At 58.8% G+C, this 14,091-nt stretch carries 16 protein-coding genes; 9 read left to right on the forward strand and 7 right to left on the reverse strand.

All coding sequences use genetic code 11. The features are described from left to right. Positions 1-150: 150 nt before the first annotated feature. Both folE and ALO80_RS05690 read left to right on the forward strand, forming a co-directional pair. Positions 151-696: a GTP cyclohydrolase I FolE gene (gene folE / locus ALO80_RS05685; protein WP_054080221.1), complete on the forward strand. Its 546-nt coding sequence runs from the start codon at positions 151-153 to the stop codon at positions 694-696. Between the two features lie 75 nt (positions 697-771). Further along, positions 772-1,149 (forward strand): glutathione S-transferase N-terminal domain-containing protein, encoded by a 378-nt coding sequence (locus ALO80_RS05690; protein ID WP_083493155.1) that lies wholly within the window; start codon positions 772-774, stop codon positions 1,147-1,149. Positions 1,150-1,170: 21 nt separating this feature from the next. Here the strand turns inward: ALO80_RS05690 and ALO80_RS05695 are convergent, their stop codons facing one another. From ALO80_RS05695 to ALO80_RS05705, 3 genes are read right to left on the reverse strand one after another with little or no spacing between them, the layout of a single operon-like run. Beyond that, entirely contained in the window at positions 1,171-1,557 is a 387-nt protein-coding gene (locus ALO80_RS05695) for a lysozyme inhibitor LprI family protein (RefSeq protein WP_055008252.1), read from the reverse strand. A gap of 28 nt (positions 1,558-1,585) precedes the next feature. Further along, positions 1,586-2,188: a glutathione S-transferase family protein gene (locus tag ALO80_RS05700; protein ID WP_055006218.1), complete on the reverse strand. Its 603-nt coding sequence runs from the start codon at positions 2,186-2,188 to the stop codon at positions 1,586-1,588. A 39-nt stretch (positions 2,189-2,227) separates the two neighbouring features. Then, complete coding sequence (locus ALO80_RS05705; RefSeq protein WP_055008253.1) at positions 2,228-3,394, reverse strand: aminotransferase-like domain-containing protein; 1,167 nt, start codon at positions 3,392-3,394, stop codon at positions 2,228-2,230. An 82-nt stretch (positions 3,395-3,476) separates the two neighbouring features. On the opposite strand from ALO80_RS05705, the gene ALO80_RS05710 reads away from it, so the two are divergent. Together ALO80_RS05710 and ALO80_RS05715 are read left to right on the forward strand one after the other, a co-directional pair. Then, positions 3,477-3,947, forward strand: a complete 471-nt coding sequence (locus tag ALO80_RS05710) for a MarR family winged helix-turn-helix transcriptional regulator (RefSeq protein ID WP_055008254.1) — start codon at positions 3,477-3,479, stop codon at positions 3,945-3,947. Between the two features lie 116 nt (positions 3,948-4,063). After that, a complete protein-coding gene (locus ALO80_RS05715) occupies positions 4,064-5,257 on the forward strand; it encodes a benzoate/H(+) symporter BenE family transporter (protein ID WP_055008255.1) in 1,194 nt (397 codons plus the stop codon). A 30-nt stretch (positions 5,258-5,287) separates the two neighbouring features. On the opposite strand, the gene ALO80_RS05720 is transcribed toward ALO80_RS05715, so the two are convergent. Then, positions 5,288-6,223, reverse strand: a complete 936-nt coding sequence (locus ALO80_RS05720; RefSeq protein ID WP_083493156.1) for a S66 peptidase family protein — start codon at positions 6,221-6,223, stop codon at positions 5,288-5,290. 225 nt (positions 6,224-6,448) lie between these two features. Between ALO80_RS05720 and ALO80_RS05725 the strand changes: the two genes are divergently transcribed. After that, positions 6,449-7,456, forward strand: coding sequence for an NADP-dependent oxidoreductase (locus ALO80_RS05725; RefSeq protein WP_055008257.1), 1,008 nt, complete (start codon positions 6,449-6,451; stop codon positions 7,454-7,456). A 67-nt stretch (positions 7,457-7,523) separates the two neighbouring features. On the opposite strand, the gene pyrF is transcribed toward ALO80_RS05725, so the two are convergent. Beyond that, a complete protein-coding gene (gene pyrF, locus ALO80_RS05730) occupies positions 7,524-8,222 on the reverse strand; it encodes an orotidine-5'-phosphate decarboxylase (RefSeq protein WP_054987752.1) in 699 nt (232 codons plus the stop codon). Between the two features lie 291 nt (positions 8,223-8,513). Between pyrF and eat the strand changes: the two genes are divergently transcribed. Next, entirely contained in the window at positions 8,514-9,878 is a 1,365-nt protein-coding gene (gene eat, locus ALO80_RS05735) for an ethanolamine permease (protein WP_054987751.1), read from the forward strand. A gap of 110 nt (positions 9,879-9,988) precedes the next feature. Next, positions 9,989-10,156 carry a DUF2897 family protein gene (locus ALO80_RS29085; protein ID WP_002552826.1) on the forward strand — a complete coding sequence of 56 codons (168 nt, stop codon included), beginning with the start codon at positions 9,989-9,991 and terminating at the stop codon, positions 10,154-10,156. A 36-nt stretch (positions 10,157-10,192) separates the two neighbouring features. Here ALO80_RS29085 and ALO80_RS05740 read toward each other — a convergent pair whose 3' ends face one another. Further along, a complete protein-coding gene (locus ALO80_RS05740; RefSeq protein ID WP_055008258.1) occupies positions 10,193-11,032 on the reverse strand; it encodes a substrate-binding periplasmic protein in 840 nt (279 codons plus the stop codon). A 251-nt stretch (positions 11,033-11,283) separates the two neighbouring features. Between ALO80_RS05740 and ALO80_RS05750 the strand changes: the two genes are divergently transcribed. Both ALO80_RS05750 and ppnP read left to right on the forward strand, forming a co-directional pair. Further along, entirely contained in the window at positions 11,284-11,826 is a 543-nt protein-coding gene (locus tag ALO80_RS05750) for an exonuclease domain-containing protein (RefSeq protein WP_055008259.1), read from the forward strand. A gap of 112 nt (positions 11,827-11,938) precedes the next feature. Beyond that, positions 11,939-12,220 (forward strand): pyrimidine/purine nucleoside phosphorylase, encoded by a 282-nt coding sequence (ppnP, locus tag ALO80_RS05755; protein WP_054987750.1) that lies wholly within the window; start codon positions 11,939-11,941, stop codon positions 12,218-12,220. 63 nt (positions 12,221-12,283) lie between these two features. On the opposite strand, the gene ALO80_RS05760 is transcribed toward ppnP, so the two are convergent. After that, a complete protein-coding gene (locus ALO80_RS05760) occupies positions 12,284-14,053 on the reverse strand; it encodes an ABC transporter transmembrane domain-containing protein (protein WP_055008260.1) in 1,770 nt (589 codons plus the stop codon). Positions 14,054-14,091 lie beyond the last annotated feature (38 nt).

The following is a 14,091-nucleotide window of genomic DNA, read 5'->3' on the forward strand; positions in this document are numbered from 1 at the left end:
CCTGCGTGTAAGCAATACGATACAAAACGCCAGCCACACTGTTGATTTGCAGCGCCGCCGTGCACCCGTACTCTTGCGTAAGTTACTATGTGCGCATCGGCGAAGGGCCTGCCCTCGCACCCATCGAAACCCACACGGAAACACACTCCTGTGACACTGGAACAGAATTACACCGCCATACTCGGACAACTGGGCGAGGACGTCTCGCGCGAAGGCCTGCTGGACACCCCCAAGCGTGCCGCCAAGGCCATGCAGTATCTGTGTCGCGGTTACGCGCAAACCCTGGAAGAAGTGACCAACGGCGCGCTGTTCAGCTCCGATGCCAGCGAAATGGTGATGGTCAAGGACATCGAACTGTATTCGCTGTGCGAACACCATCTGCTGCCGTTCATTGGCAAGGCACATGTGGCCTATATTCCAAAGGGCAAGGTACTGGGCCTGTCAAAGGTGGCACGGATCGTCGACATGTACGCCCGTCGCCTGCAGATCCAGGAAAACCTCAGCCGTCAGATCGCCGAAGCCATCCAGCAGGTTACCGGTGCGCTGGGCGTTGCAGTGGTGATCGAGGCCAAGCACATGTGCATGATGATGCGCGGCGTCGAGAAGCAGAACTCGGCGATGATCACCTCGGTGATGCTCGGCGAGTTCCGTGAAAACGCCGCTACCCGCAGTGAGTTTCTCAGCCTGATCAAGTGACCGGTCGAGCCTGGGTTCACGTGCCTTCGAGCACGCTGAACGTCCGGCTGATCTGCGCCACTGCCCGCAAGAGGTATGACCGTGTTCATGAAAGCGTTAAGAACAGGCCTTGGCCAACTCGTCATCGGTATCGACCTCCTGACCCGACCAGGCAGGAAAAAACGTGATCCGCAGGCCCAGGCGGCTGTAGCCGAGGCGGCTCAAAACCTGACGTTGTATCAGTTCCACGCCTGCCCTTTCTGCGTAAAGACCCGTCGCACCCTGCGCCGTCTCAACGTTCCTGTCGCCCTGCGCGATGCGAAGAACAATGAAATTGATCGCCAGACCCTGCTCAACGAGGGCGGTAAAATCAAGGTGCCCTGCCTGCGGATCGAAGAAGGCGACAAGACGGTCTGGATGTACGAATCCAAGGTGATCATCGACTACCTGAGCCAGCGGTTCGGGGCGATCTGAGCTCGACCTGCCCGACGTATCTCAACGCGGGCAACCGTCCTCGCGACAGGCGACATAGGCTTTCAGCTGCTGTAGCCGCACGCGAGTCTGGTCAGCCAGGCACTGCGACTGCAGCAACGGCCAGATGGAGCCTGAATCCTCGGGCTTGCCTGCCTGATACAGACAATCGGCATCACGCAAGGCTATCCACTTCAGTTGTGCATCCTTGAATGCCTGCTTTTTGGCAGGTGTCTTCAGCCATGCCATCTGAGCGTTGTACTGCTTGTTGAGATCGGCATCGAGCGCTGCCAGCTCATTGGCAGCGCACTCATTCATGCTTGCCTGATTGGCGTCGCAATCCTTCGCCTGGGCCGAGCAGCCGATACCCAGAGCAATGAAAGCGGCCAGAAAAACTATTGAAACGCGCATAAATGTCCTTTTTTGATCAACGGATACATCAATCCAGCATACCGACGTAACCTGGCTGTGCCTTGACGCGATCCAGCCAGCGCCGAATCCCGGTATAGGGTGCCAGATCGAAACCACCCTGATGAGCGACATGGGTGTAGGCATACAAGGCAATATCGGCGATGGAGAAATTGTCACCGACCAGAAACGGTGTGCGATCCAGTTGCTGTTCCATCACCGCCAGCGCGCGATAGCCGGACTTCTGCATGGCGCGATACTCGGCCATACGCTCGGCGGGCAAGCCCAGATAAAACTGGATGAAACGAGCGACTGCGACAGAAGGCTCATGGCTGTACTGCTCAAAGAACTGCCACTGCAGCACCTGAGTACGCAGCCGTGGTTCGACCGGCAGATACGAAGAGCCGTCGGCAAGGAAATTGAGAATAGCATTGGACTCCCACAGGCAGGTGCCGTCTTCCAGCTCCAGCACCGGGATCTTGCCGTTGGGATTCTTTTCCAGAAAAGCCGGGGTCTGGGTTTCGCCGTTGAGAATATCGACCGGCACCCACTCGTACTCACTGCCCAGCAGATTGAGCATCAGCTTGACCTTGTAGCAATTGCCCGAGTTGTAATCGCCATAAACCTTGTACATCGCCCTGCTCCCTTGATGTGTCTGCGTTGCCGGATCGAGTCAGGCGGCTTTCAGATTTTGTGCTGCCAGAACCACGGAAGCCAGTCGTTTTATGCCCTCATCCAAACGCGCCGGGTCGATATGACTGAAATTAAGGCGCAGATGGCCATGATTGGCGTCCGGATCAGCAAAAAAGGGTTCGCCCGGCATGAACGCCACGTCCTGCGCAAGCGCGGCATCCAGCAAGGTCCGGGTGTCCAGCGGCTGTTTCAGGGTCAGCCAGAAGAACAGCCCGCCTTGCGGACAGTTCCACTCGGCCAGATCCGAAAAATGCGTCCGCAACGTGCGTTCAAATGCATCCCGGCGACCGCGATAAAACTCGCACAGCGTCATCAGATGCTCACGATAGTGCTCAGTGCCAATCCACTGCAAGGCCTGCCACTGGCCAAGGCGGTTGGTATGCAGGTCGGCTGACTGTTTCAGCCGCAGCAAATGTGGAAACAGATCGGGACTGGCGATCAGATAACCCACGCGCAGGCCGGGTAACAGCGTTTTGGAGACCGTACCGGTGTAGATCCAGCTGGCTGTCTTCAAGCGGCTGACAATCGGCTGCGCACTGCCGCCGTCAAAGCTCAACTCACGATACGGCTCATCCTCGATCAGGGTGACGCCGAACTCGTCGAGCAAGGCCGCAACAGCCTCGCGACTGGCCTGGCTGTAGCGCACTGCGGAGGGGTTCTGGAACGTCGGGATCAAGTAGGCAAACGCTGGCGTGTGCTGTTCAAGACGCTGACGCATGGCCAGCAGGTCAGGACCGTCAGCCTGCAACGGCACCGTGATGCAGTCGGCGCCAAACAACTGAAATATCTGCAGCGCCGCCAGATAAGTGGGCGCTTCCAGCAGAATTTCGGTGCCTTTGTCGATGTACAGCTTGGCCGCCAGGTCCAGCGTTTGCTGGGAGCCACTGACCACCATCACCTGACTGGCATTACAGGCAATACCCAGAGCGCGGGCGTCGGCAGCCAGTGCTTCACGCAGTTCGGGCTCGCCCTCGCTCATGCCGTACTGGCCCAGGGCAACAGGCATGTCCGCCCACTCGACCTTGGGCAGCATCGACTCGGCAGGCAGACCACCAGCGAACGACATCACTTCCGGGCGTTGAGCGGCGGCGAGGATCTCGCGAATCAGAGAACTTTTCAGACGGGAAACGCGTTCGGAGAAAGCCATGACAGTTACCTGTAGCCGGGACAATTGAAAATAAGTCAAACTGGTTGACTCAAATTACGACGATCAACCCGGATACGTCAACATGCTTGACCTTAAAAAACCTGCCAATCAACAAATGGCCATGGAAGCCTTCTTCTTCGGCTATCAGGCATTCACTGCCAAGGCCGATGAAATGCTCGACAGACGTGGATTCAGCCGCGTGCATCAGCGCATCGTTTTTTTCATCGCTCGCTATCCCGGCCTGAGCGTCAAGGAGCTGCTCACCGTTCTGGGCGTGAGCAAGCAGGCGCTTAACGCCCCGCTTCGCCAACTGATCGCCATGGACCTGGTCCACAGCACAGCCCCTGAGACCGACAAGCGCAAACGGCTGCTGGGGCTCACCGAAGAAGGCACCCGTTTCGAGCAGGCGTTGCGGCGCGAACAGGTCAAGCTGTTGCAGCGCGTATTCGCCGAAGTGGGTCAGGAAGCGGTGGACGGCTGGATGACGGTCAATCTGGCGCTGGGGCAAACACTGCAATCCGGGGCCTGCCCCACCGGACCTGACGCCGAGTAAATGTCACTGTTGCAACTGTGCCGCCATTTACTCGCATCGCTGTATCGCAAGGCCGAGCGGCCATACGTTTAGGCTTGGCGGCCTTTGCTACCTGCCCGCTTCAAGGAACGCCCTGCATGAACCAGACCCTCAAGGCGTCATTGCGCCCGCTGACAGACTCATCGCCGTCCTCGGTGGTTGCCGGCTTCATTGCCATGATGACGGGTTGCACCAGTTCGCTGGTGCTGATGTTTCAGGCCGGACAGGCGGCTGGCCTGAGCAGCGTGCAGATTTCATCCTGGCTGTGGGCTTTATTCATGGGCATGGCGGTGTGCAGCATCGGCCTCTCGCTGCGCTATCGCATGCCGATTACCGTGGCATGGTCGACACCCGGCGCGGCGCTGTTGATCACAAGCCTGGGTGGCGTGGCATACCCACAGGCAATTGGCGCATTCGTGACCAGCGCGCTGCTGGTCATCCTTTGCGGTGTGACCGGCAGTTTCGAGCGCATCGTACGGCGCTTGCCAGCCTCGCTGGCTGCTGCCTTGCTGGCCGGAATCCTGTTCAGGATAGGCAGTGAAATCTTCATCGCCGCCCAACACCGCACCAGCCTGGTCCTGAGCATGTTTTTCACGTACCTGGTGGTCAAGCGTCTTTCTCCACGCTATTCGGTTCTGCTGGCACTGCTGGCAGGCGTCGGAGTATCCGGTGTGCTGGGCCTGCTGCACATCGGCGATCTGGCACTGGAAGTGGCCATGCCGGTCTGGACCACCCCCGAGTTTTCATGGGCAGCAACGGTCAGCATCGGCATTCCGCTGTTCGTGGTGGCCATGACCTCGCAGAACATGCCCGGTGTGGCGGTATTGCGCGCCGACGGTTACTACCCGCCTGCCTCACCGCTGATATCGGTGACAGGTTTTGCCTCTTTGCTGACCGCGCCGTTCGGCTGCCACGGGATCAACCTTGCGGCCATCAGCGCCGCCATCTGCACCAGCCCTCATGCACACGAAGACAAATCCAGACGCTACACAGCGGCGATCTGGTGCGGCGTCTTCTACGCCATCGCCGGGGTCTTCGGTGCCACACTGGCAGGACTGTTCAGTGCATTCCCCAAGGAGCTGATGATTTCGATTGCCGCACTGGCACTGCTTGGCTCGATTACCAATGGCCTGACCGTAGCCATGGCCGAGCCCCGCGAGCGCGAACCGGCACTGATCACCTTTATGGTGACAGCCTCGGGACTGACGCTGTTCTCCATCGGCTCGGCATTCTGGGGCATTGTCGCGGGGTTGCTGACCTTGCTGATCCTGAATGCACGCAAGGCCGAATGAGGCAGCCTCAGGCACACGGCAAAAGAGCGATCAACTGCGGGCAGCCGCCGATACCAACAAGGTTCCGGCGTCTGCGTCGAGTATTGCCTGCGTTCCCAGAGGCACAGCCTGATTGAACTCCCCATGCCCAACCGGCAAGCCGCCGAGCACCGGAATGCCCAGACTGCCCAGCCGCTCCAGCAACACATCGGCCGGGCTGATGGTGCCGCCGGTGTTCGCGGCAGGGGTGAACTCGCCAACCGCAATACCTGCCAGATTCGCGAGAATGCCGCAGTTGCCCAAGTGGGTCAGCATGCGATCGACCCGATAGGCGGGTTCGTTGACCTCTTCGATGAGCAAAATTGCACCGGCCATGTCGGGCATGAACGGGGTGCCCACCGAGGTGTCGAGGATGCACAGGTTGCCGCCAAGCAGCAGCCCCTGAGCGCTGCCACCGGTTCTGACCCTGGCTGTCGGCGAGCCAGCATCGGCCTTGAGCAACACCGGCTCTGTACTCATCAGCACATGGCGCAAGCCGCTGACGAACAGACCGCCACGTTCCAGCTGCGAAGCGACCGGCCCGTGAACGGTGGCCAGGCGCGCATGGTTCCACAACGCCCCGTGCAACGCGGTGATGTCGGAAAATCCGCTGACCAGTCTGGGATCGCGACGCACGGCATCCATGTCCACCTGCTGGACGATTCGCTGCACACCATAGCCGCCACGGGTGCAGATAACCGCGCGAATCTCCGGATCGGCCAGCGCTGCGTTGAGGTCGGCGAGCCGTTCCTCGTCGGTCCCCGAATAGAACGAGTATTTGCCCAGTGCATGCGGGTAGACACGCGGGCGCAGGCCCCATCCCTTCAATACCGTAACAGCAGCGTCGATCTTGCCGGCGTCTACCGGCCCCGCAGGCGATACCAGGGCCACGGCGTCGCCAGCGCGCAGGACCTGAGGATGAAGCGTGGGTACAGAGATGGCAGGCATTACGGTCATCCAAGCGTTATCGAACGACGAATCTAGAACACCACCGCACGTGACTCAAGCCATATCGGCATCCACCTTTATCGCAGGAAGATCAATCTGAACGCCAAAGCCGCAGCGGACTCCTATCAATCATATGGATCAAACGGCATTCGCTTGATGATCGCTTCTTGGAGCATCGGTGTGAGCGTTTGATTCCATCCTTGAACCATTTTTGGAGACCCTGCCATGACTGATCTATCCAATCGCCAGTTTCTGCTCGCCAAGCGTCCTTCGGGCGATGTGCGCCGCGATGACTTTACCTATCAACAAGCCCCGGTCCCTTCTCTTGCAGACGGCCAGATTCTGGTCAGGAACAAATACCTGTCACTGGACCCGGCAATGCGCGGCTGGATGAACGAGGGAAAATCCTATATCCCGGCCGTAAAGCTGGGTGAAGCGATGCGCGCCCTGGGCGTGGGCGAAGTGCTTGAATCGAAAAACCCGAAATTCAAGGTGGGTGATCATGTACAGGGCGCCGTCGGTGTGCAGGACTATTTTGCCGGCGAGCCGAAAGGCTTCTACAAGGTCGATACCAGCCTGGCGCCGCTGCCGCTTTATCTGTCGGCACTGGGCATGACCGGTATGACTGCCTATCTGGCGCTGCTGGATGTAGGTCAGCCCAAAAGCGGCGACACTGTAGTGATTTCCGGCGCTGCGGGCGCAGTCGGCAGCGTGGCCGGACAAATTGCCAAGATCAAGGGTTGCCGGGTCGTCGGCATTGCAGGGGGCAAGGAAAAATGCCGCCTGTTGACCGAGGAACTGGGCTTCGACGCAGCCATTGACTATAAATCCGAAGACGTCATGGAGGGTTTGAAGCGTCATTGCCCGGACGGGGTGAATGTCTATTTCGACAATGTCGGCGGCGACATTCTGGACGCGGCGCTCAGCCAGCTGGCGGTCGGCGCACGCGTGGTGATCTGCGGTGCCATCAGTCAATACAACAACACCACGGCGATCAAAGGCCCGGCCAACTACATGTCATTGCTGGTCAACCGCGCACGCATGGAAGGCTTTATCGTACTGGACCACCCCGAGCGCTTTGCAGAAGCCGGTCAGGTGATGGCAGGCTGGATCAAGGAAGGCAAGCTCAAGAGCAAGGAGCATATCGTCGACGGCCTCGAGACTTTCCCGGAGACCTTCCAGATGCTGTTCAGCGGTGAAAATCAGGGCAAGCTGATATTGAAAGTGGAATAACCCGACAAGGCAGACACCTCACGCTCCGGCGTGAAGGTGCCTGACGTGACGCGCGGCGTTCATCCGGTCAGGCCAGCTCGGCAACCACCGCCGCCAAGGCTTTCGCCGGATCAGCCGCCTGGCTGATCGGGCGGCCGATGACAAGGTAATCGGAACCCGCATCCAGCGCCTGGCGCGGGGTCAGAATGCGGCGCTGGTCGTCTTGCGCGCTACCTGCCGGACGAATGCCGGGCGTTACCAACTGCAACGATGGATGAGCAGACTTGAGCGCCCGGGCTTCAAGCGCCGAGCAGACCAGGCCGTCCATCCCGGCCTTCTCGGCCAACGCTGCGAGGCGCAGCACCTGTACCTGCGGATCGATGTCCAGGCCGATCCCGGCAAGGTCTTCACGCTCCATGCTGGTCAGAACGGTCACGCCAATCAGCAATGGCTGGGGACCGGTGCGTTGCTCCAGCACTTCCCGACACGCCGCCATCATGCGCAGTCCGCCTGAACAATGCACATTGACCATCCACACCCCCATCTCGGCAGCGGCCTTGACCGCCATCGCTGTGGTGTTGGGGATGTCGTGGAATTTGAGATCCAGAAATACCTCGAACCCCTTGTTGCGCAAGGTCTCGACAATGTCGGCCGCGCAGCTGGTGAACAGCTCCTTGCCGACCTTGACCCTGCACAAATCGGGATCGAGCTGATCAGCCAGCCGCAAGGCGGCTTCTCGGGTCGGGAAATCCAGGGCGACAATGACAGGAGTCTGGCAGGCGGACATGAGCGTGGTCTCAGGTAAGTCGAAATCGGCGCGCATTGTAGCCGAACCGGCGAGTCGACGGGACCCGTAGATCGGCATTTGGCAGAAGACCGTCTTCAATCGCCCTGATTCGCTGCACCCCTGACGATCACCGCCGCGCCATTGCGCACCAAAGCTGCACAACACTGTGAATCCTGGCGTATCAGCATTCTGTAAACGACCCGTTTTGAAGCAACACGACAGTGATCCGTGCACTGGCACGGCCTCTGCAACAAGATGTTTCAACGATTATCGAATCTCAGGGAGATGACCATGAGCACGCAACTCAAGCCGACGCTGGGCACCATTCATTTATGGGGGATCGCTGTCGGGCTGGTGATTTCCGGCGAATACTTCGGCTGGAGCTACGGCTGGGGCGTAGCCGGTACATTGGGCTTTTTGGTAACAGCCCTGATGGTTGCAACCATGTACACCTGCTTTATCTTCAGCTTTACCGAACTTACTACAGCCATCCCGCATGCGGGTGGCCCGTTTGCCTACAGCCGTCGCGCGTTTGGCGAAAAAGGCGGACTGATCGCCGGCATGGCCACCCTGATCGAGTTTGTTTTCGCACCGCCGGCGATTGCCATGGCCATCGGTGCGTATCTCAACGTGCAATACCCGGGTCTGGACCCCAGACACGCAGCAGTCGGTGCCTACATCGTATTCATGGCACTCAACATCGTAGGCGTGAAGCTCGCGGCAACCTTCGAGCTGGTCGTCTGCATTCTGGCCGTCGCCGAGCTGCTGGTATTCATGGGTGTGGTTGCACCGGCATTCAGCTTCAGCAACTTCGCCCTCAACGGTTGGGCTGGCTCCCAGACATTCGGACCGCAAGCCATTGCCGGCATGTTTGCCGCCATCCCCTTCGCGATCTGGTTTTTCCTGGCCATCGAAGGCGCGGCAATGGCCGCCGAAGAAGCCAAGGACCCCAAGCGCACCATTCCGAAGGCCTACATCAGCGGTATTCTGACCCTGGTATTTCTGGCGATCGGCGTCATGTTGTTTGCCGGTGGCGTGGGTGACTGGCGCACCCTGGCCAACATCAACGACCCGCTGCCACAGGCCATGAAAGCCGTGGTCGGTAACAGCTCCGGCTGGCTGCACATGCTGGTATGGATTGGCCTGTTCGGCCTGGTTGCCAGTTTTCACGGCATCATCATGGGTTACTCGCGGCAGTTCTTCGCCCTGGCCCGTGCCGGTTACCTGCCAGCCTCACTGGCCAGACTGTCACGCTTTCAGACACCGCACCGGGCAATCATCGCCGGCGGCCTGATCGGCATCGCCGCCATCTATAGCGACGGCCTGATCAATCTAAGCGGCATGACACTCACCGCAGCCATGATCACCATGGCTGTCTTCGGTGCCATCGTCATGTACATCATGAGCATGCTCAGCCTGTTCAAGCTGCGCAAGACCGAACCGCTACTGGAGCGCAGCTTCCGCGCGCCAGGCTACCCGGTGGTGCCTGGTATCGCGCTGGCTCTGGCGGTCGTATGCCTGGTGGCAATGGCCTGGTTCAACATGCTGATCGGTCTGATCTTCCTGGGGCTGATGGCGATCGGCTTCATCTACTTCAGCCTGACCGCCAAATCGCGTGCAGACGCGCCATCCGATGCGATGCTCACCGGGCAATAAGTTTCGGGGTTGCGTGCAAACGCTTTTGCACGCAACCCGTTCAAGGCGCATACACTTGAACCATTGATCAGCCTCGCTGCTCAAACCGGTATCACAACAAGGAGAGCGCTATGCCCTGGTATGCCTGGTTAATTCTGCTCGTAGCCATCGGTTCGATCGTCGGCGGTCTTATGATGCTGCGCGATACGGCCAAGAAACTGCCCCTCACCGAAGAACAGCTCAAGCGCGTCCATGAGCGCAATGCAGAAATGGACGCCAAGGAAGCCAAGGACCGTTGAGCACTTGCAGGTAGCAGGCTGAAAACCTGCCCCTGCCTAGTGACCGGACTGTGCGGTGCTGACCGGAAGCACCTTGATGTGGAGCGGCTGAAAAATCTTCGCCAGTTCCCCGTCGGCGCGCAATGTTTCCAACAGCTGTTTGAAGTGCGGTACATCAATATTGCCGTTCGGGCGTAACAAGGCGTATTGACGATAGATCTGATCAACACGCTCGGACACCATCAACTGCGCCGCTTCATCTTTGTTATGCGCCATGAAATCAATCAGGTAGGAACGGGTCACAGGCGCAATATCCGCTCGACCACGCACGACCATTAACAGGTTACTGTCGTGTGAGTACGTAGACGTAATCGTGAAGTGCTCACTCAGGTACTTCTGATCGGTATTGAAGTTGGCAAATCCATAATGGTAGCCGCTGAACAATGCCAGACGTTTGTCAGACAGCGTATCGAAGTAATCCTGCCCACGGCCTTCGACTCGTCGCGCGACATAGACCTCGGCATCTTCAAGCCCCATATCCACGGTCTCGTGCGGAATATCCTTCCAGCCCCAGTCAGGGTTCTCGAAGATCGCCACGTCGAAACGCCCTTCTGTGAAGTCACGAAAACGCCGGGGCACCGAGGTGGGGATCATCACGAACTCGTAATCGTTCTGCTCGGCATTCAGGGCATCGATCAGTCTGGGCAAAAGACCGGCGTCCTCGCCTTTTTCGGGGCGCACCATATACGGAGGGAAATGGACCGCTGCCACGCGCACCACCTGCGCGGCAAAGACTTGCGGCGTTGCCATGAACGGAACAAAGAGCAAGGCACCCGTTACGACCGTACGCGCGACGCCGTCGATTAACACTGCAAGTCTTTTCATAAAACACGACATCAATCAAAGCCCTCCACGCTATGCGGTTTCCGTGATTTAAACAACTGTCAAATCAACGGCGTCAGCGTTGCTCACTGTGACGGTGGTCGTGCGCATCGCCACGATAAACGTGCGTGAGGCACCAATGCGATTAACGGCGGTCACTGTAAAGGTCGTTATAAAAACGGTGATGCCCACTCGGCACATGACGGGGGCGCAACAGGTTAATCTGACTACGCTGAAGCCGTTGATTATCGTAAGGGAGCGTGATGATGCCGCATTGGCTGGTGATTGATCTTGAGGCTACCACCGAAGAAGGTGGCTGGCCGGTCGCAGAAATGGAAGTCATCGAGATAGGCGCGACGCTGGTCAATCAGGACGGACGCGAGCTTGACCATTTCGAGCGCTTCGTACGTCCGGCACGCAGGCCGTTACTGACACATTTTTGCCGCGAGCTGACCCATATCCACCAAAGCAATATCGATAGCGCCGCGCCGCTTACTACTGTGTGGCCTCAGTTCGAGCGCTGGTTGAGCCATCACCGGGCGCGCATCGTGGGATGGGCGAGCTGGGGGGATTATGATCGCCAGCAATTGCTGGAGGAATGGCGCCATCACCACCTCGACAGTGCGCTGTCGAGCATGCCGCACGTGAATCTCAAACAGCGGTTCGCCCAGGCTCGACAGTTACAAAAGCCGATGGGGCTGAACAGCGCGTTGCAACTGGCGGGTATGCAGTTTACCGGGCAGCAGCATCGGGCATTGGTCGATGCGCGTAATACCGCCCGGCTGTTGCCGTTGATATTGCCTAATTGAAGGTGCCTGCACTGTCTCGTGTGTTCAGTATCAACGTGCATGGAGCGTGACGGGTTTTACCATGTTGGGCATACTGGCGGGCCATTTCCAGCCCTTTCAAAAGGAATCGCCCATGTTCAAGGTCAACGAGTACTTCGACGGCACCGTCAAATCCATCGCCTTCAGCCAGGCCGACGGTCAGGCAACCATCGGCGTCATGGCAGCGGGCGAATATGAGTTCGGGACTTCGCAACGGGAAATCATGCATGTGATCTCCGGCGAGTTGAACGTTAAACTTCCGGACAGCACCGACTGGGAGACTTTCTCCACCGGCAGCCAGTTCAATGTACCGGCCAACAGCAAGTTCCAGCTCAAGGTCAGCGTCGATACCGCTTACCTGTGCGAATACCGCTGAGACTGTCGAAGTGGGGGGCCCGACCTCCCACATTGCCCATACCCTCCCTGCCCCGACGTCTTCCTATTCAACGCCAGTATTGAACTGCAATGCCGCCAGACGAGCATAGAGCGGATTGCTGGCGATCAACTGCTGATGGGTACCGACCGCCACAAGCCGGCCTTGATCCATTACTGCAATCCGGTCGGCATTCTGCACCGTGGCCAGTCGGTGCGCGATGACCAGTGTGGTACGGCCCAGCATCAGGCTGGGCAGGGCCTGCTGAATCAGGTGCTCGCTTTGTGCATCCAGCGCACTGGTGGCCTCGTCCAGTAACAGGATCGGCGCATCGACCAGTAACGCGCGAGCGATCGCCAGACGCTGCCGCTGTCCGCCCGAAAGACCCAACCCGCCCTCGCCCAAATGCGTTCGGTAACCGTCGGCCATTTCAAGAATGAACTCATGCGCATGGGCAATACGCGCTGCTGCCTGGACCTGTTCAAGACTGGCAGTGGCATTGCCGTAACGAATATTGTCTTCGACGCTGCCAAAAAATAACGCGGGCGTTTGCGATACCAGCGCAAAGCACCGGCGCAGATCATGAGGATCAAGCTGTGCGGCCGGTATGCCCTCAATCAGAATGCGCCCCTGACCGGGATCGTAAAAACGCAGCAAAAGGTCGAAAATCGTCGACTTACCCGCGCCGGAAGGCCCGACCAGCGCCAGAGTTTCGCCAGGCTCGACGGTCAGGGTCAGGTTATCGACCGCGTTGCGCTGGGGACGCGACGGGTAGGCAAACGTGACACTTTCCAGCGCCAGACGCCCGCTGATACGCTGTGGCAGGTTCTGCAGGTCTGTAGCTGGCGCCTTGATCTCGCTACGGGCCTGAAGCAGCTCGCCGATCCGTTCGGCTGCCCCGGCGGCGCGCTGCAGATCGCCAATGACCTCGCTCAACGTACCAAACGCCATGCCGACCATCAGCGCATAAAATACAAACGCTGCCAGCTCACCGCTGGAAATGCGCCCATTGATCACATCCATGCCGCCCACCCACAGCATTACAGCCACTGCACCCAACACCAGAACGATCACCAGCGTGATCAGCCAGGAGCGCTGCAGGATCCGTTTGCGGGCGGTATCGAACGCCTGTTCCACCGTGTGCGAAAAGCGCTGTTTGTCCTGTTGCTGATGGTTATAGGCCTGCACCGTCTTGATCTGCCCCAACGCCTCGGCCACGTAACTGCCCACGTTGGCGACCCGATCCTGACTCTCGCGAGACAGGTTCCGCACCCGCCGCCCGAACATGAGAATCGGCGCGATGATCAGCGGCAATGCCACCACCACAATACTGGTGAGCTTGGGGTTGGTGATGAACAACAGCACAATGCCACCGATGACCATCAGTACATTGCGCAGGAACATCGACAACGACGAGCCGATCACCGACTGCAACAGCGTGGTGTCGGCGGTCAGTCGAGACTGGATTTCCGAACTGCGATTGTTTTCATAAAAGCCCGGATGCAGCTCTATCAGGTGATCGAAGACTTTCTTGCGCAGGTCGGCGACCACACGCTCGCCGATCCATGACACCAGATAGAAACGGGCGAACGTTCCGATAGCCAGGCCGACCGTCAAAAGCATGAAGAATCCGATCGAGCGTTCGAGCAGCTGCGGTGAGCGGGTCATGAAACCCTGATCGACCATCAGCTTGATCCCCTGGCCGATCGACAAAGTGATGCCCGCCGTGACGACCAGTGCCAACAATGCCCCGAACGCTGGCCAGCGATACGGTGCAATGAAACTCGCAGCGAGGCGGAGGGCCTGGCGGTGACGTCGGGTAATCCGTGAAATCATCAAAAATGAACCTGCCTGTCTGCACGATCTGTCTGAGT

It is taken from the genome of Pseudomonas caricapapayae (assembly GCF_001400735.1).
GTDB classification, from domain to species: Bacteria; Pseudomonadota; Gammaproteobacteria; order Pseudomonadales; family Pseudomonadaceae; genus Aquipseudomonas; species Aquipseudomonas caricapapayae.